The sequence below is a fragment of the Puia dinghuensis genome (genome assembly GCF_014642875.1).
Taxonomy (GTDB): domain Bacteria; phylum Bacteroidota; class Bacteroidia; order Chitinophagales; family Chitinophagaceae; genus Puia; species Puia dinghuensis.
This window is the reverse complement of the sequence record NZ_BMJC01000003.1, coordinates 844,284-863,442: the sequence shown is the minus strand read 5'-3', so window position 1 is coordinate 863,442 and position 19,159 is coordinate 844,284. Positions and strand designations below refer to the sequence as shown.

Annotated in this window: 19 protein-coding genes; 11 read left to right on the top strand and 8 right to left on the bottom strand. The window is 52.1% G+C overall.

From position 1 onward, the window contains the following. The first annotated feature begins 112 nt into the window (after positions 1-112). Complete coding sequence (gene greA / locus IEY39_RS16855; protein WP_188933608.1) at positions 113-586, top strand: transcription elongation factor GreA; 474 nt, start codon at positions 113-115, stop codon at positions 584-586. Next, positions 583-972: an HIT family protein gene (locus tag IEY39_RS16850; protein WP_188933607.1), complete on the top strand. Its 390-nt coding sequence runs from the start codon at positions 583-585 to the stop codon at positions 970-972. The genes greA and IEY39_RS16850 overlap by 4 nt, the downstream gene beginning before the upstream one ends. 82 nt (positions 973-1,054) lie before the next feature. Here the strand turns inward: IEY39_RS16850 and ruvC are convergent, their stop codons facing one another. After that, on the bottom strand, positions 1,055-1,654 hold the full coding sequence (ruvC, locus tag IEY39_RS16845; RefSeq protein WP_188933605.1) for a crossover junction endodeoxyribonuclease RuvC: 600 nt from the start codon (positions 1,652-1,654) through the stop codon (positions 1,055-1,057). Between the two features lie 31 nt (positions 1,655-1,685). Here ruvC and IEY39_RS16840 point away from each other — a divergent pair, with 31 nt between their 5' ends. The 3 genes from IEY39_RS16840 (at position 1,686) to IEY39_RS16830 (ending at position 4,158) form a co-directional block, all read left to right on the top strand. After that, positions 1,686-2,669 carry a lysylphosphatidylglycerol synthase transmembrane domain-containing protein gene (locus tag IEY39_RS16840; protein WP_188933603.1) on the top strand — a complete coding sequence of 328 codons (984 nt, stop codon included), beginning with the start codon at positions 1,686-1,688 and terminating at the stop codon, positions 2,667-2,669. 50 nt (positions 2,670-2,719) lie between these two features. Next, entirely contained in the window at positions 2,720-3,511 is a 792-nt protein-coding gene (locus IEY39_RS16835; RefSeq protein WP_188933601.1) for a DUF3108 domain-containing protein, read from the top strand. A 125-nt stretch (positions 3,512-3,636) separates the two neighbouring features. Beyond that, on the top strand, positions 3,637-4,158 hold the full coding sequence (locus IEY39_RS16830) for a PsbP-related protein (RefSeq protein WP_188933599.1): 522 nt from the start codon (positions 3,637-3,639) through the stop codon (positions 4,156-4,158). A 26-nt stretch (positions 4,159-4,184) separates the two neighbouring features. Here IEY39_RS16830 and IEY39_RS16825 read toward each other — a convergent pair whose 3' ends face one another. Beyond that, entirely contained in the window at positions 4,185-5,621 is a 1,437-nt protein-coding gene (locus IEY39_RS16825; protein WP_188933597.1) for an AAA family ATPase, read from the bottom strand. A 167-nt stretch (positions 5,622-5,788) separates the two neighbouring features. Between IEY39_RS16825 and IEY39_RS16820 the strand changes: the two genes are divergently transcribed. From IEY39_RS16820 to IEY39_RS16805, 4 genes are read left to right on the top strand one after another with little or no spacing between them, the layout of a single operon-like run. Next, a complete protein-coding gene (locus tag IEY39_RS16820) occupies positions 5,789-7,003 on the top strand; it encodes a UDP-galactopyranose/dTDP-fucopyranose mutase family protein (protein ID WP_188933595.1) in 1,215 nt (404 codons plus the stop codon). Beyond that, positions 6,993-7,700, top strand: a complete 708-nt coding sequence (locus IEY39_RS16815) for a glycosyltransferase family 2 protein (RefSeq protein ID WP_188933593.1) — start codon at positions 6,993-6,995, stop codon at positions 7,698-7,700. Before IEY39_RS16820 ends, IEY39_RS16815 begins: the two co-directional genes overlap by 11 nt. Before the next feature lies 1 nt (position 7,701). After that, positions 7,702-9,180, top strand: coding sequence for a hypothetical protein (locus IEY39_RS16810; RefSeq protein ID WP_188933591.1), 1,479 nt, complete (start codon positions 7,702-7,704; stop codon positions 9,178-9,180). Next, positions 9,177-10,658: a hypothetical protein gene (locus tag IEY39_RS16805; protein ID WP_188933589.1), complete on the top strand. Its 1,482-nt coding sequence runs from the start codon at positions 9,177-9,179 to the stop codon at positions 10,656-10,658. The genes IEY39_RS16810 and IEY39_RS16805 overlap by 4 nt, the downstream gene beginning before the upstream one ends. Here the strand turns inward: IEY39_RS16805 and IEY39_RS16800 are convergent. From IEY39_RS16800 to IEY39_RS16780, 5 genes are read right to left on the bottom strand one after another with little or no spacing between them, the layout of a single operon-like run. Then, a complete protein-coding gene (locus IEY39_RS16800; protein WP_188933587.1) occupies positions 10,655-11,551 on the bottom strand; it encodes an MBL fold metallo-hydrolase in 897 nt (298 codons plus the stop codon). The genes IEY39_RS16805 and IEY39_RS16800 overlap by 4 nt on opposite strands. 32 nt (positions 11,552-11,583) lie before the next feature. Then, on the bottom strand, positions 11,584-13,050 hold the full coding sequence (locus IEY39_RS16795; RefSeq protein WP_229688974.1) for an MFS transporter: 1,467 nt from the start codon (positions 13,048-13,050) through the stop codon (positions 11,584-11,586). Continuing rightward, positions 13,050-13,844, bottom strand: coding sequence for an undecaprenyl-diphosphate phosphatase (locus IEY39_RS16790; RefSeq protein WP_188933585.1), 795 nt, complete (start codon positions 13,842-13,844; stop codon positions 13,050-13,052). The genes IEY39_RS16795 and IEY39_RS16790 overlap by 1 nt, the downstream gene beginning before the upstream one ends. Positions 13,845-13,850: 6 nt before the next feature. Further along, positions 13,851-14,162, bottom strand: coding sequence for a DUF3098 domain-containing protein (locus IEY39_RS16785; RefSeq protein ID WP_188933583.1), 312 nt, complete (start codon positions 14,160-14,162; stop codon positions 13,851-13,853). Positions 14,163-14,202: 40 nt separating this feature from the next. After that, on the bottom strand, positions 14,203-15,075 hold the full coding sequence (locus IEY39_RS16780; protein WP_188933581.1) for a cell division protein FtsX: 873 nt from the start codon (positions 15,073-15,075) through the stop codon (positions 14,203-14,205). A gap of 183 nt (positions 15,076-15,258) precedes the next feature. On the opposite strand from IEY39_RS16780, the gene IEY39_RS16775 reads away from it, so the two are divergent. Next, positions 15,259-18,147 (top strand): leucine--tRNA ligase, encoded by a 2,889-nt coding sequence (locus tag IEY39_RS16775; protein ID WP_188933579.1) that lies wholly within the window; start codon positions 15,259-15,261, stop codon positions 18,145-18,147. An 8-nt stretch (positions 18,148-18,155) separates the two neighbouring features. Next, positions 18,156-18,884, top strand: coding sequence for a peptidoglycan DD-metalloendopeptidase family protein (locus IEY39_RS16770; protein ID WP_188933577.1), 729 nt, complete (start codon positions 18,156-18,158; stop codon positions 18,882-18,884). Here IEY39_RS16770 and IEY39_RS16765 read toward each other — a convergent pair. Beyond that, positions 18,859-19,152 carry a hypothetical protein gene (locus IEY39_RS16765; protein WP_188933575.1) on the bottom strand — a complete coding sequence of 98 codons (294 nt, stop codon included), beginning with the start codon at positions 19,150-19,152 and terminating at the stop codon, positions 18,859-18,861. The genes IEY39_RS16770 and IEY39_RS16765 overlap by 26 nt on opposite strands. Between the last annotated feature and the right edge of the window lie 7 nt (positions 19,153-19,159).

Genomic DNA, 19,159 nt, shown 5'->3' with positions numbered 1-19,159 from the left:
TGCCGCAAGCTAAAATCCCTATTTTTGCGGTAATTTAAATGACTAATGCAATGCCTTGGATCGCTCCGAGGCGTTGTATTTTTTTTCTTTCTTGTAAATCAAAGGAGGAGTTATGAGTGGATTCACTTATTTCACAAAAGATGCGCTCGAACAGTTGAGGTCCGAACTGCAGAAACTGAAGACAGTAGAAAGACAGGCTGCATCCAAAGCCATCGCTGAGGCCCGGGAAAAAGGAGATTTAAGAGAAAATGCCGAATATGACGCTGCCAAGGAAGCGCAGGGCTTGCTGGAAGCCAAGATCCAGAAATTGGAAAACGAACTCGCCAATGCAAGGGTCATCGATGAGGGCACCATTGATACAAGCAAAGTGTCCATCCTGACAAAGGTGACGGTCACGAATCTCACGAATAAAAAACAGATGACCTATCATCTGGTGTCGGAGAAAGAAGCCGATCTCAAATTGGGCAAGATCTCCGTCACATCACCTATTGGCAAAGGGCTCCTGGGCAAACACGTAGGCGATGTCGCCAGCGTACAGGTGCCTGCCGGTAACCTTCAATTCAAGATCGAAAACATCACCGTGTGACACTCTTCTCCAAAATAATAGCCGGGGAGATACCTTCCTATAAGCTTGCCGAAAATGACCAGTTCTTTGCCTTCCTGGACATCTTTCCTCTCCGGGAAGGTCATACCCTGGTCGTGCCAAAAATGGAAGTAGATGATTTCTTCGACATGCCGGAGCCTTATCTCTCCGGGATGTTGGCGTTTGCCCGGCCTATCGCAAAGGCGATTGAAAAGGCCTTTGACTGCAACCGCTGCGGGCTCTCCGTAGTCGGCCTCGAGGTTCCGCATGCCCATCTCCACCTGGTGCCCATCGACAGTAGCGACGATCTCAACTTCACCCGGCCCAAATTAAAACTGAGCCCCGAAAGGCTGAAAGCCGCCCAGGAGAAGATACTTCGCTACCTCTAGCCGCAGCACTCCTCCCCTGCGTCCCGACCCAAGCGAAGGCCGCCACCTCACCCCGCGACCGCCTTGTTGGGGCCCGCACCACTCACCGGTTGCGCACCTTGTCCGGATTCTGCCGGATAAAGGCTTCCCAGCCATCGGCTTTCTTACCCTTCCCGCGGCCTGCCTTATTTGTAGCTTCCGGCTCCAGTTTCTCATCAAGCCGGTGCTGAAAGAAATGACACACGGCTACGGCCAGCGCATCCGACGCATCATAGGCGGGCAGATCTTCCTGCAACTGTAATATCCGCTGCAACATCTTCCACACCTGCTCCTTTTCAGCGTTACCTTTACCCGTGATAGATTGTTTTACTTTCCGGGGCGAGTATTCGGTGACGGGAATGCCGGCATGCATCGCCGTAGCGATCGCCACTCCCTGGGCCCGCCCGAGCTTTAGCATACTTTGAACATTCTTCCCAAAGAAAGGGGCTTCGATGGCGAATTCCCCGGGGCTAAAACGACGGATCAGCTCCAATACTTTCAGGTGGATGAGCCTCAATCGTTCGTAGCCGTCTTCCTTGGTGGGTAGCCGAAGGACGCCCATATCCAACATGCTGACTTCATTACCTGTGCATTTGACGAGTCCATAACCCATGACCACCGTTCCGGGGTCTATACCCAAAATTATTTTAGATCGCTTTTGCAAGAGGAGGATTATTTTTGATTCCGAACGTCGAATGAATAAAGGTATCAAAATAACTTATATCCTTGGCCCGCTTGTCTTCCTGGTGCTATCCTGGTTTATTTACCGCCAGGTGATCCATCAACCCAACTGGAAGACCTCTCTCCACCAGGTTTGGATGGCTATTACCTCACCGCAGCAATGGAAACTGTGGCTCGTGTTGGCCCTGATGCCCGTCAATTGGGGCATAGAAGCCCGCAAATGGCAGCTGGCGCTTCGCCCCGTAGGCGGTATTGCTTTCCGCGATGCCTTTCGGGCAGTGTTCACCGGCACCACTATGGCTTGTTTTACGCCCAACAGGATGGGGGAGTACCTGGGCCGCATCTTATACATAGAAAAAGGCCGGCGGATAAAAGCAATTTCCCTCACCATGGCATGCAGCATCGCCCAATTGATGGTCACACTGCTCATCGGCCTGGTGGGCATCCTCTACCTGCGCGCCGCCCCACCCCCCATCCTTTCCGGAAAGCATCAGGGGCTGCTTGCATTGGATATCCTCTTATGGATTGTCCTGGTCCTGCTGGTAAGTTTAACATTTATTTATTGCCGGTTTTCCCTCGTGGCATCCCTCCTGCTAAAAGTACCCGGTACACGCCGGTTCAGCATTTATATAAAAGTTTTAGAAAATTTTGATGCAACGATCTTATTGAGGATTTTGTTCTTATCTTTTGGCAGATATATCGTGTTTATTGTTCAATATAGTTTGGTATTTCCCGTTTTTGGAGTAGCATTGGGTTTCTGGCAGGTGTTGGGGGGGATGAGTGTGGTGTTTTTGGTGATGGCTGTCGTTCCTACCCTTACCTTTCTGACAGAACTGGGGTTGCGTTGGGAAGCCAGTATCCAGGTACTCCAACTATATAGTTCTAATGTGGTAGGGATATTTGCTACCAGCTTTGCGATCTGGCTGATCAACCTGATCATACCGGCCTTGATAGGAAGCTTGTTAATTGTACGTATCAAATTATTCAAAAGTCGATGAGAGTATTTATTACGGGCTGTATTTTCTTGCTGACCTTGACCTCACCCCTAATGGCTTGGAATGCTTATGAGCCACAGGATTCTGCTACCCAACAATCCACACCCGACAATGAATTTTGCGGTGGCATCCGCAACCACGCCTTCCAGAATGGAGAAGTCCTGAAATATAGAGTGAATTATGGGGTGGCTGGTATCCATCTCACTACCGGCGGCGATGCTTCCTTCACCACCACCCTCGAAAAATTCCAGGGTAAGGACGTCTATCATCTCATCGGCGAAGGAAAGACCACTTCTTTCTATGATAAATTCTTTAAGGTAAGGGATAAGTATGAGTCGTATATCGACACCGCCACGCTTCAGCCCTACAAATTTCTCCGGGATGTCGACGAGGGCGGATACAAAACCTACGAGAATGTCTCATTTATAAAGGCTACCCATACGGCCATCACCAACACCGGCGTCTACAATGTTCCGGATTGCATCCAGGATGTGCTCAGCGCCATCTTCTATGCCCGCAATATCGATTTTAGTCATCACCAGATCAACGACAAGATACCTTTCGACATGTTCCTCGACCGGCAGGTCTACCATCTCTACGTCCGCTACCTGGGGAAAGAGACCCTCCGCACAAGCTATGGCAAGTTCCGCACCATTAAATTCAAACCCCTGCTGGTAAAGGGCACCATGTTCGAGGGCGGCGAGAAAATGACAGTCTGGGTCTCTGATGATCCCAATCACATCGCCGTTCGCATCGAAAGTCCCATCACCGTTGGCAAGGTCTCCGTCGACATGATCTACTATCACAACCTTCGCTATCCTCTCAGTTCGCTGATCGATCTGTAGCAGACCCCCACTAAGCATCGGATTAGAAACATATTAGAAGTGGATTAGAAATTGCTAATGGCGGGTTCCGCTGAATCCTCATATAGAATTTTCAGTATATTTACTCTGCTAACTTAGTAAATACTATGAACCACACCACCACTCTCACTCCCGTGGCGAAGCTATGCTTTTGCCTTGCCATCATGCTGGTACCCGGCTGGCTCACCTACACCAACTCCGCGAACAAATTCACCGTCAACTATCCAAAAGAATGGACCCACAGGGAAACCGGTAATTCCGTCCTCTTTCTAAGCCCAAAAGAGAACGAGAACGATGATTTTCAGGAGAACGTCAACATCATGCTGCAGGACTTGTCCGCAAATCCCCTGAATCTCGAACAGTACACGGCGCTGAGCAAAAAGATGATCACGGAGAATGCGGCTGCATCCACCATCCTCTCGTCCACCCCTACAACCTTCGCCGGGCAAAAAGCGATGGAAACCATCTACACCATGACCTTCGAAGGCCGCGCCATGAAGCTTCAACAAATCTGGTTCATCAAAAATAAAACGGCGTATGTGTTTACCTACACTGCCGAACAATCCCAGTATGCCAGATATGAACCAACGGCGACGGCCATCATCAATAGCTTTAAATTCCTTCGGTGAAAAGGCAATGACTTGCACAAAATACGTCATCCCTCAAACAAAGCATCCATGGTAAGATCATTGCTCACCTGGGCGACCTTATATTCATTTTCCTTCACTCCATAAGTAGTGATCATCGTTAGGAAAAGCTGCTTACGAGTGGCAGTACGCTCCTTAAAGACGCGCAATTTTGTATCCAGTTCCGTTGAATAGGACTTCTGTATGACGAACTCGGTCTCCGAGAATTTCATCTCGCAGATATTGATACAGTCATCCTTACGATCGATCAGCAGGTCGATCTGCGTTCCTGACTGTCCAGCCTTGGAATGCCAGCGCCAGGCCGACACACGTGTGTATACTGCAGGAATGCCTAGTGCGGTTTTTATCGCTGAAATATGTTTCTGACAGATGCTTTCAAAAGCAATCCCACTCCAGCTTCTCCAAGAGGCGCCGGTAGCGATCGTTCCCCATGTTCCCGGCCCGCCGTCTTGGTTTGGCTCGATAAAGCGAAGGTAAAAAAGAGAATATTCGTCCGATATTTTGTAGATATTATCTTTACTCGTTTTACCAAAAGGTGTATATGCTGTGATGAAACCTGATTGCTCCAGTTCGTCCAGGAGGTAGGTTGTACCACCGCCCGACCGGAGCTTACAGGCCACAATGATCTCGTTCCTGGTAAGCCCTATATGCTTGCGCGCCAATGCCCTTATGATACTTACATGTTTCTCGGCCCCGTCGAATAGTGACTGGTATAGGCGACCAAACTCCATACTTAGTATAGCGTTCCTGGTAAAGCATAGCCTGTCGATATTTTGTACTGCGCTTTGCCCTGCTTTCACCTGTTTTAAGTAATGAGGAATGCCACCCATCACCATATACAATTGTAACACATGATAACGGGTAAGGGCAATTTTCCGACTCTTCAAATACTGTTCAGTCTCCCGGAGGGTAAAAGGAAAAAGCTGTATGGTCTTGGTGAGACGATTGTGCAACCCTCCCTTATTATTGACAACACGCCGGATCATCCACGATGCAGCCGATCCGCAAATGATAACGATCAGGTTGGGCTGGCGGGAGCCCCAACTATTCCAGAAATGCTCGAACGCTGGCCCGAATCCCGATCGCGGAGTATGCAGCCAGGGGAATTCATCAAAAAAGATCACTACTTTTTCTTTGGCCAGCCTTGGGGTCACGACATGCCGTAAGAGCTGGAATGCTTCCATCCAGCTGGAAGGAATACCCGAAGGCAGTTTGTCCTTGGTCAACTCTGTCATCATCAGGATGAATCCTTCCAATTGCACCCTATAGGTAGCATCGTGGATTCCTGCGTATTCAATAAAGAATTGATGCTTGAAGAATTCTCTTATCAAAAATGTTTTGCCTACCCTCCTTCGCCCGTAGACAGCTACGAATGAGGCTTCCCTGGATAGCAACACCTCCCGAAGCTGCTCCCGTTCCTCCTTTCTGCCGATGAGCTCTTCCATATACTTTTATATTCTGCCAAATCTACTAAAAAAGCCCACTTTTGGCAAATTATAAAATTTTATATTCTGCCAAATCTTACCTAAAAACCAACTTTTGGCAAATTATAAATTCCACCCTTCCGGTTTACACCCATACCATATGTCTGATTTAAGGCTTATATTGCGGAATGGATATATCGGAGTACTCCTACGTTGTCGTCGGCAGTGGACTTCTGGGCGCCGTGATCGCAGAGCGGATCGCTAATCAACTCGACCAACCCGTACTGGTCATCGAAAAACGCGACCACATCGGCGGCAACTGCTATTCCGCCACCGACCCGACAACCGGCATCGAATACCATAAGTATGGCACCCATATCTTTCATACATCAAACGAAAAGGTCTGGAACTACGTCCGCCGGTTCATCACCTTCAACACCTACCAGCATAGGGTGCTCAGCTGTTATAAGAACAGGCTCTATCCCTTCCCGATCAACCTGGCCACGATAAACCAGTTCTACAACCGGAATCTCAAACCCTATGAGGTCGAAGATTTCATGGCCTCCCTGCGCCAGAGCCAGCTAGGCCAACGCGCCGATGGCGGGCGCCGCGACGCCCAACCAGCCGCCGGCCCCCCCACCGCTGGAGCCCCCACTAATTTCGAAGAACAAGCCATGTCCCTGCTCGGGCGCGACCTATACGAAGCCTTTTTCAAATATTATACGATCAAACAATGGCAGGTGGATCCCCGGCATCTCCCCCCGGCCATCTTCAACCGCCTCCCCTTCCGTACCAACTACGACGACAACTATTTCTTCGATCGCTGGCAGGGCATCCCGGAAAAAGGCTATACTCACCTGTTCGAGCGTCTCCTCGCAAACCGAAAGATCAAGGTGCTGCTCGACACTGATTTTTTCGAGATCCGTCACCTGCTGAAAAAAGACGCCTGCCTTGTCTATAGCGGCGCCATCGACCGGTTCTTCGATTATAAACACGGAAAACTTAGCTGGCGCACCCTCCGATTCGAACAGGAGATCATCGACAAAGCCGACTACCAGGGCAACTCCGTCATCAACTTCCCCGAAGCAGAAATACCCTACACCCGTATCCACGAACCCCGGCACCTGCATCCTGAAAAGGAATACACCGGGAATAAAACGATCATCTTCCGCGAATACTCGCTGGCCGACCAGGGCGACAATCCCTACTATCCCATCGCTTCCGAAGATAATCAGCGCCTCCTGTCCCTATACCGGAAAGAGGCCGCACAATTAAAGAACGTCTTCATCAGCGGACGTCTCGGCGACTATAAATACTACGACATGCACCAGACCATCGACAGGGCGCTGGAGATCTTTGAGACCTGCATCCTGCCACAAACCTCCACGATCCATGTCGTATAAACCCGAATTGGTTGTTGTTATCCCGGTCTATAATGAGGCGGAGAATCTCCCCGCCCTCCTCGAAGACTGGCAGCCGGTGTTCCAACACACGGGTGTGCCCTATAAGCTCATTCTCATCGACGACGGCTCGAAAGATAACAGCCTCCGGCTCCTGCAAACCCTCGCTGCCGGCGATCCCACGCTCGAGGTCTATACCCAGCCCAATGCCGGCCATGGTCCGGCCATTCTAAATGGCTACCACCGGGCCATCGACGCCGGCGCCGGCTGGATCTTCCAGATCGACTCCGATCACCAACTTCAGACAACGGCTTTCAGACAGTTGTGGGACAACCGAACGGGATACGATCTGTTGCTTGCCCAGCGGACCAGGAAATATGCCTCGCCCGGCCGTCAGTGGGTGAGCCGCTTTGCCGGCTGGTCGGTACGCCTCCTCTTTGGCGCGGGGGTTAGCGACATCAACAGTCCCTACCGGCTGATGTTAAGTACGGCACTTCAACCAGCTCTGTCAAAAATACCGGCCGACAGCTTCGCCCCGAATGTCCTGATCACTTCCTGGTTTGTCAAAAAAAAATACCGGATATTTATCACTACCGTCCATCCGATGGATAAAGGCCTGCGGCAAAGCCGGATGAACCGTTATTTCCTGCGTGGCGCCCTGCGATCGTTTCGACAGCTCATCCTATTCCGTATAAAATAAAATGACAAAAAAACAATATTACGGGCTCTTTATCACCCTGGGCGCCTCGCTCCTGCTGAGCCTCATGTATTGTCCCCCGGTTGACCCTGAGTTCGGTGACAAAGAGTTCTTCAGATACTGCGGCCGCGTACTCCTGCTGGGGCAGGTACCTTACCGGGATTTTTTTGATCATAAGCCGCCGCTTATCTATTTCGTCAATGCAGCCGGTATCCTGCTTGGCCATTGGGGCATGTGGATCATCACCGCAACGCTTGCTCTGTTGGTTACTGGGCTCTTTTACCGGCTCTGCTGCCGCTACCGGCTAGCTTTTCCCTGGCTGCTACCCTTGCTGTTCAACCTGATGCTGAGGGATAATATGATTGCCCACGGGATCAATTTCACGCGGGAATATTCCACCTATTTCATCATGCTCTTCTTCCTGACCATGATGAGCAAATCGCGTTACCGGCATTTTGGCATGGGATTCTTTGCCGCCCTGACCTTCTTTATGCAGCAAGAGCAGGTGCTGTCTCTCGCCCCCTTTCTTCTCTACCTGCTCTGGGAGAAGATTCCGATGTCCATCGGGGCGCGGTTACTCCGGCTCGCCGCCGGGTTTTGCGCCGTCGCCATCCCCCTGTTATTGTTTTTTGCCGTTCACCGTTCACTTGGCTATTTATGGGCGGATGCCTATCTCATCAACGTAAACTGGTATATCCAGGAATACAAGTCCCTGGGGGACCATTTTAGGGCGATCAAAAAGATCATCGACGGCGGCAACTATGAGATCCCATTCATGGTGGCGCTGATCCTGGGGGTCTTCTCGCTCTTTCTGCGAAACCAGAATAAACCGTTGGTGCTGGCAGCCCTCGGCGCCTTTCTGCTCTCACTAACCCCGGAATTTATGGGTGGCCGCACAATGGGTCTCACCGTTTTCCGGGACATGATGGGTTATTTTCTTCCCTTATCCGCAACCGTGTGTATCGTGCTATTTACGGTCTTTGCCTTTACCGAAGACCCCGCCCTCACGGATAAGCGGATCCGGCTGCCGTATGTTTTTCTTCTTTGTACAAGCCTGGTGTATACCACTTTTCAGCATGTTGCGCATCTCTCCCGGCGCAACTACCAGAAAGATGTAGAAGGTCCCGTAGCCGACTATCTCGACGCGCAGCCCCTAAAGCAATACGATCTCTATGTTTTTTTAGAAGAAGATTTCGCGGCTATGTATAATCAACGCAATCTCTTATGCCCGTCCATTTACTACTACCAGCATTTCTGGACGTGGTATCCCCAATGGGACCCTGGCCATCGCATCCTGGAATCCATTGCGGGCGACCTGATACGCCATAAGACGACCTATGTGTTTATGGATTCTGCGGGTTTTGCGATGATGAAGAATAAGGCTGATCAGGATTGGTGGCTGACATTTATGCAAACACACTATCATCGGTTGTCAGTACCTGGCAAACCCAATTCCGATCTTTGGAAAATAAACGAACCATGAAGCCAGGCCGCTATACCTTCCCGCTTTTGGCAGCAGCATCCGTACTGCTGAGCCTGTGCTATTGCCCGCCCTTCGATGTGGGTATATCCGACAAGGATATCTTCACGTATGCCGGCTGGGCCGTGAGCAAGGGGCTCATCCCATACAAAGATTTCGTCGATCACAAGCCGCCGCTGATCTATTTCGTCCATGCCCTTGGTATCATGCTGGGAGGCCCTTGGGCCCTCTGGGTGATCAATGCCGGTCTCGCTCTTCTCGCCACCTTTCTCCTATTCAACTGCTGCCGCAGATACAAGTGCCCCTTCCCCTGGCTTCCCCCGCTGCTGTTCAACCTCATGCTCAGGGATGACCTCATCAGCGAAGGGATTAATATGACGCGGGAGTATACGGCCTTTTTCTATATATTCTTTTTCTGTGTCATGATGAGCCAGGTGCGTTACCGGTATTTCCTGCTGGGGTTGTTGAGTGGATTGATCTTTTTCATGCAGCAGGACCAGGTGCTGCCGCTGATCCCGCTATTCCTTTATTCCTTTTTTACCATCGATAGGGTGCCGGTGGCCAAACGGCTGCTGTATGCCATTGCGGGTTTTTCGACCATCGTGGCCCCCCCGATGCTCTATTTTGCCGCGCACCATGCCCTGGGTGATTTTTGGCAACAGGCTTTTCTCTTCAATCTAAAGACCTACACTACCCAGGAAAAATCCTTTGGCGATCATTTCCGGTCGATCAAGCGGGTACTGGACGACGGCAACTATGAGATCCCTTTTATGGTTTCGTTGATCCTCGGCATCACAGCCCTCATCTGGCAGGCGCAAAAGAAAGGGCTGATCCTGGCTACGCTGGCTGCGATGCTGCTGACCATGAGCCCCGAATTCCTGGGCGGCCGGTTCAATGGCCACGAAAAGGTGATGGATTACATCTATTACTTTCTTCCCCTCTCGGCAAGCATCAGCGTGTTGCTGTTCACTGTCTTTGCTTTTGGCGACAGGTATATCGTCGATCATCAGAAGGCCCGCCTCCCACTCGTCATCCTGCTTTGCACCAGCCTGACATATACCGCTTTTCAGCACGGCACGCATTTGCCGCGCCGGGACAAGGATGTGTATGTCAACACCCCCGAACGCGATTATTTACGTCAGCACAGACCGGGAAATTATCAGCTGTTTATTTGCCAGAATGAGGACCTCATCGGCTGCTATTACGAGTTCAGCATCTTTTCCCCCACCCGGTGGATCTATCAGCATTTCTGGGCCTGGTATGATACCTGGGATGAGGATGGCCGGATATTGCGGTCTATCGGCGACGATCTGCTTGCTCACCATACCATGTATATCATCATGGACCAGGCCAAAGTTGCCACTTTCCGCCACCAGCGGGATTACGATTGGTGGATGTCTTTTATGCAAGCCCACTACCGGCAGATGGACCTCCCCGGCCGGCCACATTCGCAATTATGGATATGGAAGGATACGAATTAGAGTTCTGCCAGCCGGAATCCGGCGCCGGGCCGGATCCCCTTTTCCGTCCGCTCGGCCATACAGCATTCAACCGCAGCATCGTGTTCGAAGAAAAGCACATAACCGCCCGCAACTGCCTCTTCCAGGAAGGAGTTTTTTTCGTATAAAGAGGTCAATGGAAACATATCATAAGCCATCACCCAGGGAATGGGAAAATGACCGGTAGAAGGCAGCAGGTCGGCCATGAACACCAGCGTCTTACCCTTGTATTCCACCTGCGGCAGCATCATCGCGTCCGTATGCCCGTTGACCAGCCGGACGGAGAGCCCCGGCAGGATAACATCGGCTATCGCCACAAGGCGGGACTCCGGCCCCCCGGCAGCACCCGAACCCCCGCCGGCGCCACTACCCGCATCCACAAACCGCAGCTGCCCACTCTCTTCTATTGGCAGGATATTCTCTTTTAAAAACGACGCCTTTTCCCGCGGATTGGGCTCCGTCGCCCATTTCCAATGCCGCGAATGGCTCCAGTAGGTGGCGTTGGGAAAGGCCGGTACCAGCTTGTCTCCCTGGCGGACAATACTTCCGCCGCAATGGTCGAAGTGGAGATGGGTCAGCAGCACATCGGTGATATCGCTGCGATGGAAGCCATGCGCCGCCAGCGACTTGTCCAAAGAATCGTCCCCATGTAGATAGTAATGTCTGAAAAACCGCTCATCCTGTTTGTCGCCGATGCCGTTGTCCACCAGGATCAGCTTCCCGCCTTCCTCGATAAGCATACATCGCATCGCCCAGGTACAAAGGTTATTCTCGTCTGGCGGGTTCACTTTGCTCCAAAGACTCTTGGGCACTACGCCGAACATGGCCCCGCCGTCCAATTTGAAGAAGCCGGTGTGGATGGTATACAATTGCATAGAAAAAAATTTGTAGAGGCCCCCCGACCAGATTAAACTGCCGGTGCCGGCTCCTGTCGCTGCTTAGCCTGCGCCGAGAACAGATAGAAAAGCCCGATGATGAAAAAGACGATCAGGCAAATGATCGAATTCTTCATGCTGCCTGTAACCTGGCCGATAAAGCCAAAGGTAAACATGCCGATGACAATGGCGATCTTTTCGGTGAGATCATAATAGCTGAAATAGGAGGCCGTATCCTTTGTCTCCGGCATCAGCTTGGAATAGGTGCTCCGGCTCAGGGACTGGATACCACCCATTACCAGGCCTACACCCAGGGCCAACAGGTAGAAGGAATATTCGATAGGCTCCTGATGCGGGGCGAGATCATGTTCCCAGCGCGACAGTTCACCTTCGACGCCGGCATCCGCCTCATCGAAAGCCGTGGCGCTCATCTGTGCCTTTTTAGCCATCAGGTCAGCCTTCTGCTGCTGCAGCTCCGCAATCTTCGCATGGAAGGGCTCGAGGTTCTCGGCCTGGCCTGCGGTGAGGTACGCCGAGATGCAGATCAATATCCAGAAGAAGACGACACCCATCAGCACGCGGATATTGCCGAAGCGGGCGGACAGCTTACTCATCCAAGTCGCGCCAACAATGGCCACCAGCTGGATCAGCACAATCGTAATGATGAGCTTTGTGTCGTCGAGCTTGAGCACGGTGCTGCCAAAGATCGTAGCGGCTCCCATCACCGTTTGCACACCGATGCTATAGAAGAAGAAACCCCGAAGAAAGCGCTTGAGCAGGGCCATCTTCTTCACCTGGGCATAAACTTTCTTTACTTCTGCAAAGCCCGCTTTAAAGACATTCTTTTTCCGGACAGACGCGGCGCTCGCCTTGGGCAACACGGCAAAGGTCATCTGGGCAAAACCCGCCCACCAGAGGCCAACCAGCAGGAAGTTAAGTCGCAGGCTGAAGAAAGGGTTATTCTTGAGCAGCAACACGATCAAAAAGCCGACCAGCTGCATGATCACGCTGCCAACATAGCCATAGGCATATCCCTTGGCACTGACTCTGTCCTGGTCTTCCGGGGCGGCAATCTCCGGCAGATAGGCGTTATAAAAGACCAGGCTGCCGACATACCCCATCGAGGCCAGGATAAAACAATAAACTCCCAACACCGGATTGCTGCCATCGAAGAGATAAAGCATGCTGCAGCCCAGTGCCCCCATATAGCAGAAGAACTGCATAAAGGTTTTCTTGTTGCCGCGACTATCGGCGATGGACGTGAGCACGGGATAGAGCAGGGCGATCACCAGGTAGGCGGCCGCCATCGCATAGCTGTACAACGAAGTGTTCTTTATCCTCAGCCCGAGGAAAGGCACTATATCGCTCTTGAAATAAAAGGAAGTCGCTTTTGTGAAATAGATAGGGAAGAAGGTCGTCGTGATCACCAGGTTATACACCGAATTGGCCCAGTCATACATGGCCCATCCGTTGATAACTCGTTTGGACGCTGTCCGGATCATATCATCCCCCTCCAGAGTAAGAACAGCATCAACAGGCCGACAACGATGCGGTAATACCCCCAGGGCTTAAATCCATACTTCTTCAGAAAGCCGATGAAAAGCCGGATGACGACGATAGCGACAAAAAAAGTCACCAGGCAGCTCAGCCCCAGCAGCGTTGCATTTCCTCCACCCAGGACATCGGGATGCTCTTTGTGTACATCCCAAAAGCTTTTCACCGAAGCCGCCAGCATGGTCGGCACGGCCAGGAAGAAGGAAAATTCTGCGGCAGCTTTGCGGGTCAGCTTCTGGCTCTCGCCACCGATGATGGTTGCTGCACTGCGGCTGAAGCCGGGCAGCAGGATCGACAACACCTGGAAACAGCCGATGACAAAGGCGTTGCGATTGGATACCTGCTGTTCATCGTCGATCCGTGGCGCGGTGAACAGCTTATCCACGAAGAGGAACAGTATTCCGCCGCCGATCATGACCCCGGCCATGAAATACAGGTTGCCCAGCGCGGCGTCGATATGTTTCTTCAGCAGGACACCAAAGACCAGCGCCGGGATGAGGGCGATGATGAGCTTTATATAAAAGCTAAACCGGGAGAAATCGAAGAATTTCTTGTAATAGACCACGACGACAGCCAGAATAGCCGCCAGCTGGATCACGATCTCGAACATGTCTGAAAAAGGGGTAGAAGTGACCCCTATCATCGGGTTGGTAAACTTCATATGCGCCGTAGAAGACACAGGGAGAAACTCCGTCAGCCCTTCTACTACTGCGAGAATGAGTGCCTGTACTATAGTCATGGTGGCTTATTGACTTTCCTTCTTGTCCTTGCGGAAAATGGCGAAGATCTCTACTACAAACCCGCCCAATATGAGGATGGGGGCGAGCGTTATCCGGGTAAAACTATATATTTCTTTGCGATTGAATACGTTAGGGTCCTTGCTCTTACCGCCTGCCATCAGGATGAGGCCCAGAGCGATGAGAACGATGCCGATGAGCATCCAGCGGTAGTTCTCTTTCCCGAACAAGGGAACAGCCTGTACCCGCGGAGCATGGGCCGCAGCTTGAGCCGCAGGCTTCTTCTGTGCGGTCGGCGTTTCTTTTTTGGTCGTTGCCATGAATAAAAAGGATAGTTTGGGCCTGCAATATAGAGAAAACTCAGTACAAATCGTCCAGCTTCATTTTTAGGTATTTCAATACGCTCCGGTGGGTGCTGATAAAGGAAATAAAGATCCCCAGCAGGACCATCACCACAAACATCGCCATTAACAGGGTATAGTCCCGCAGCGCCCTGATCTCCGGTATCCATTGCTCGGAAGCAAAAATGATCCCGATGATGCCGCCAATGGCGATCAGCCCGCTGATAGCCCCATTGATCACCGCCCGCCTGTCCATCGGTTTGGCAATGAACCAGCGGGTAGCTCCTACCATCTGCATAGTCTTGATAAGGAAGCGGTTGCTGAACATGGCCAGCCGGATGGTATTGTCGATGAGAATGATCACCGCTATCGAGATGCCCACCGTCACCACCAGTAAGATAAGACTCACCTTTCTGATGACGTCGTTGAGGTTGGTAACCAGCTTCTTATTGTATTTCACCTCGTCCACGGCGATGTTGCCGGAAAAGTCGGCCTTTACCTTGTTGAGGGAATCTGCATTTGCGTACTCGCTTTTCACCCTGAAATCCACGGAGGCCGGCAGGGGATTCTGGTCCAGGACGGACATGAAGTCATCATTACCGGTGCCCACAAACTGCTTCCGGGCCATTTCCTTCGTGATGTATTCGTAGCTTTTTACATACGGCCGGGCGGAGACAAACTGAACAAGCGCCGCGCTATCCTTTGGCGAGATATTTTGCCGTACATACACCTGCACTTCCACATTTTCCCTGAAGTTTTCTCCTAACCGATTGGCATTGATGACGATCCAACCTAACAACCCAAGCAGGAACAAGACCAGGCTGACGCCAACGATTGCCATAAAATAAGAAGGAGTCGAGCGTTTGGCATAGCCTTTTCCGAATTGCGCCATGGGATATTTAGTTTTATTGGGTTAGTAGAAACCATGCGGGCTGGGTGTAAAAATACAAGTTTTCGGGCCCGTTTTTGTATTTTTGCTATCCCTTTAACGATTGTTTGCCAGCATTATTTCGGTAATAAACAAGCTTTTAACTTTTTTGCAACAAAGGGGAGCAAAGACTCTCTCAACATAGCTATGGAATACAATTTTGGCGATATTGAAAAGAAATGGCAGCGGCTTTGGACCGAGCAAGGTATTTATCGTGTTTCCAACAATGCTTCCCGACCGAAGTACTATGTATTGGATATGTTCCCCTATCCCAGCGGCGCCGGCCTCCACGTCGGTCACCCCCTGGGGTACATCGCCAGCGACATCTTTGCCCGCTACAAACGTCTGAAGGGGTTCAACGTCCTCCATCCCATGGGCTATGACGCCTTTGGCCTCCCGGCCGAACAATACGCCATCGACCATGGCATCCATCCCGCCATCTCTACGGACAATAATATTGCCAACTTCCGCCGGCAGATGGATAATATCGGCTTTGCCTACGATTGGACCCGGGAAGTAAGAACATCTGATCCCGGTTATTATAAATGGACCCAGTGGATATTCCTGCAACTGTTCGATAGCTTCTATGACAAACGGGAAAACAAGGCCATGCCCATCGAAGCACTGGTAAGAAACTTTGAAAAAGACGGAAATGCCCATCACCCCTGTCCTGGTGACACCGCCCTTCGTTTCACCGCTGCCGAATGGTCGGCTTTTGATCGTCTCCGGCAACAGGACATCCTCATGCACTACCGCCTGGCTTATTGCGGTTATGGCGAAGTGAATTGGTGTGAAGCCCTGGGTACCGTCCTCGCCAACGACGAAGTGATCAATGGCGTCAGCGAACGCGGCGGCTTTCCCGTCGTCAAAAAGAAACTGCGGCAATGGTATCTCCGCATCACCGACTATGCCGACCGCCTGCTCGAAGGTCTCGAGACGGTGGACTTCAGCGACGCCATGAAGGAGATGCAGACCAATTGGATAGGCAAAAGCTTTGGTGCCGAAATAGATTTTGACATCTTCGGCCAGCCCGCCGGAAGCGCAAAATTGCGAGTCTATACCACCCGCCCCGATACCCTCTTTGGTGTCGATTTCATGGTCATCGCCCCTGAACACGAACTGCTCCAAACCATTACCTCCGCAGAGCAGCGCCCGGCAGTAGATGAGTATCTCACCTATGTAAAAAGCCGCAGCGAACGCGAACGGATGGCGGAGAAAAAGATCACGGGTTGTTTCACCGGGGCCTTTGCCATCCATCCCTTCAGCGGATTGCATATCCCCATCTGGACATCGGAGTATGTATTGGCCGGCTATGGCACCGGCGCCATCATGGCCGTGCCTTGCGGCGACCAGCGCGATTTTACCTTTGCCCGCTATTTCGACCTGCCCGTGACCAATATCATCGGCGATCACTTCAACGGCCTGGAAGCCAACCCCACAAAGGAGGCCGTCCTGCAGAACAGCAGTTTCCTCGACGGCCTCGTCATGAAGGACGCTATGGTAATTGCCATCAAAAAGCTGGAAGATAAAGGCATCGGTACCCGCAAGGTCAACTACCGGATGCGTGACGCCGCCTTCAGCCGCCAGCGCTATTGGGGTGAGCCCTTTCCCATCGTCTGGACGAATAGCCTCGGCTTCGGAATCGCCGAAGCGCTGCCCGAGACGGCCCTTCCGCTCGAACTACCTCACGTCGAAAAATATGGCCCAGGTCCCGAAGGTGAAGGCCCCCTCGCCAACGTCCCTGAGTGGACGGCCCGCCATCTCGAGACCAACACCATGCCGGGATACGCTGGTAGTAGTTGGTATTTCTTGCGCTATATGGACCCCCATAATGAAGACAGCTTTTGCAGCCGCGCCGCCTCCGATTACTGGGGACAGGTAGACCTCTACATTGGCGGGGCAGAACATGCTGTAGGCCATCTGCTCTACAGCCGCATGTGGACCAAATTCCTATACGACCGTGGCTACATCGGGCATGAAGAACCCTACAAGCGCCTCATCAACCAGGGCATGATCCAGGGCAGCAGCCGGATTGTTTACCGGCTGGAGCTCGATGGCAGCGGAAACATCGACGATCTCTCGAAGCACACCCCGGTCTTCGTATCCGCCGGTGTCGCAGCGATGCAGGGCAGCCCCGAATTCCACGAGCTGGTAAGCCTTGCCGTGAGAAATATCTTTAGCAATGCGGGCATCCAGCTGGAGTCCATCAACGTCTCTCCGCTGCACGTCGACGTCAACATCGTCGATGGGGTGGAATTGGATATCGAGGCCTTCAAAAAATGGCGGACCGAATATGCCGATGCCGAGTTCATCCTCGAAGAAGACAAATATATCTGCGGAGTGGAGGTCGAAAAGATGAGCAAACGCCTCTACAACGTTGTCAACCCCAACGACCTCGTTGCCAAATATGGCGCGGATACCTATCGCATGTACGAAATGTTCCTTGGGCCTGTCGAACAAAGCAAACCCTGGGACACTAAGGGCATAGAAGGGGTATACCGCTTCATTCGCAAACTCTGGCGGCTCTTCTTCGATGAGACGAAGGGCAAGGTATGGAAGACGGACAAAGCCACCGAACAAGAGCTGAAATGCATCTACCGCACCATCAAAAAGGTAGAGGACGCCACCGAACGCTTTTCCTTCAACACCGGCGTCAGCGCGCTGATGATCGGCGTCAACGAACTCACCGATCTGAAATGTCATAAGAAGGAAGTGCTCGATCGGCTCATCGTCATCCTCGCTCCTTATGCGCCCCATCTTGCCGAAGAGCTCTGGCATCTTCTCGGCAATACCACCTCCGTGCTGGACGCGCCATTTCCCGTAGTGGAAGAAAAATACCTTGTCGAGTCGGCCAAGAACTATCCCATTGCCATCAATGGAAAGACCCGCACCGAACTCAATATCGCCCTCGATGCAACCCAGCAGCAGGTGGAAGAGATTGTGCTGGCCGACGACATCGTAAAAAAATGGCTGGATGGCAATACACCCAAAAAGGTAGTCTACGTAAAGAACAAGATGATCAACGTGGTTGTTTAACGCTATAAATGCCGTCGCTTACCGCCATACTGGAAAGGCACCGGGCAGACTTTCATCCGGTGGTCCCCTTCGATGCGGGCAGGGACAGGCTGTATCCCTTCGACTTCACCGAGGACAATACCGAACTTTCTCCCACCACTATTGCCAGTACCGAACATTTCGCTGGTTACATCAATGCTACCCTGCAACGGCACAAGGCTCGCTATGGCATCGGCGGCTATGGCGAACACCGGACGCTCTATGCCCGCAGCAGTCATTTCAATCGACCATTGGTCGCCGGCAGCGAAACTCCCCGCCTCGACCCGGGAGAATCCGAACCCCGCCGTCTCCATCTCGGCGTCGACATCTGGGGGCCCGCCGGTACGAAAGTGATGGCGCCCCTCGACGGCATCGTCCACAGCTTCGCCTTCAACAACAACGACAGCGATTATGGTTCTACCATCATCCTTACCCATCAGCTGGATGGCGTCGGCTTTCACACCCTATATGGCCATCTCAGCCTCAACTCGCTAAAGAATCTCTACGAAGGAAAGAATATTACAAAAGGGGAAGTTATCGGGGAATTTGGCATGCGATTCGAGAACGGCAACTGGCCACCCCACCTGCATTTCCAGATAATCGCCGATATGCAGGGCTGGAAAGGCGACTACCCCGGCGTCTGCCGCTTCTCCGAAAGACAGCAGTGGCTGGATAACTGCCCCGACCCCAACATCATCCTGCAACTAGCAGGCTGGTAACGAGTTGCTCCCATTCCTGCTCCGGCGTCAGCTCGGGTAGTTGGCGGCCCGCCTGGGTGTACCAATAATGGGCATTCCCCTCATCCCCCTCCACCCGGTGCAGATAAGCATGCACCCATGACCCCTCACGGGTAGGGATATCCTGCGCAATGTCGTGTGCCTTATTCCAATTATCCTTTTGGGCATACCACAACGCGGTGAGCACCGGAGGGATGCCGGTGGGCGGCTGATCATGATTCAGCGTTGCTTTGAATTGTTCGAATGTCATGGTGTAA

Coding starts and splice junctions, on each gene's coding strand:
- greA (WP_188933608.1), top strand. CDS start 113: ATGAGTGGATTCACTTATTTCACAAAAGATGCGCTCGAACAGTTGAGG.
- IEY39_RS16840 (WP_188933603.1), top strand. CDS start 1,686: ATGAATAAAGGTATCAAAATAACTTATATCCTTGGCCCGCTTGTCTTC.
- IEY39_RS16835 (WP_188933601.1), top strand. CDS start 2,720: ATGGCTTGGAATGCTTATGAGCCACAGGATTCTGCTACCCAACAATCC.
- IEY39_RS16830 (WP_188933599.1), top strand. CDS start 3,637: ATGAACCACACCACCACTCTCACTCCCGTGGCGAAGCTATGCTTTTGC.
- IEY39_RS16825 (WP_188933597.1), bottom strand. CDS start 5,621: ATGGAAGAGCTCATCGGCAGAAAGGAGGAACGGGAGCAGCTTCGGGAG.
- IEY39_RS16820 (WP_188933595.1), top strand. CDS start 5,789: ATGGATATATCGGAGTACTCCTACGTTGTCGTCGGCAGTGGACTTCTG.
- IEY39_RS16815 (WP_188933593.1), top strand. CDS start 6,993: ATGTCGTATAAACCCGAATTGGTTGTTGTTATCCCGGTCTATAATGAG.
- IEY39_RS16810 (WP_188933591.1), top strand. CDS start 7,702: ATGACAAAAAAACAATATTACGGGCTCTTTATCACCCTGGGCGCCTCG.
- IEY39_RS16805 (WP_188933589.1), top strand. CDS start 9,177: ATGAAGCCAGGCCGCTATACCTTCCCGCTTTTGGCAGCAGCATCCGTA.
- IEY39_RS16800 (WP_188933587.1), bottom strand. CDS start 11,551: ATGCAATTGTATACCATCCACACCGGCTTCTTCAAATTGGACGGCGGG.
- IEY39_RS16790 (WP_188933585.1), bottom strand. CDS start 13,844: ATGACTATAGTACAGGCACTCATTCTCGCAGTAGTAGAAGGGCTGACG.
- IEY39_RS16785 (WP_188933583.1), bottom strand. CDS start 14,162: ATGGCAACGACCAAAAAAGAAACGCCGACCGCACAGAAGAAGCCTGCG.
- IEY39_RS16780 (WP_188933581.1), bottom strand. CDS start 15,075: ATGGCGCAATTCGGAAAAGGCTATGCCAAACGCTCGACTCCTTCTTAT.
- IEY39_RS16775 (WP_188933579.1), top strand. CDS start 15,259: ATGGAATACAATTTTGGCGATATTGAAAAGAAATGGCAGCGGCTTTGG.
- IEY39_RS16770 (WP_188933577.1), top strand. CDS start 18,156: ATGCCGTCGCTTACCGCCATACTGGAAAGGCACCGGGCAGACTTTCAT.
- IEY39_RS16765 (WP_188933575.1), bottom strand. CDS start 19,152: ATGACATTCGAACAATTCAAAGCAACGCTGAATCATGATCAGCCGCCC.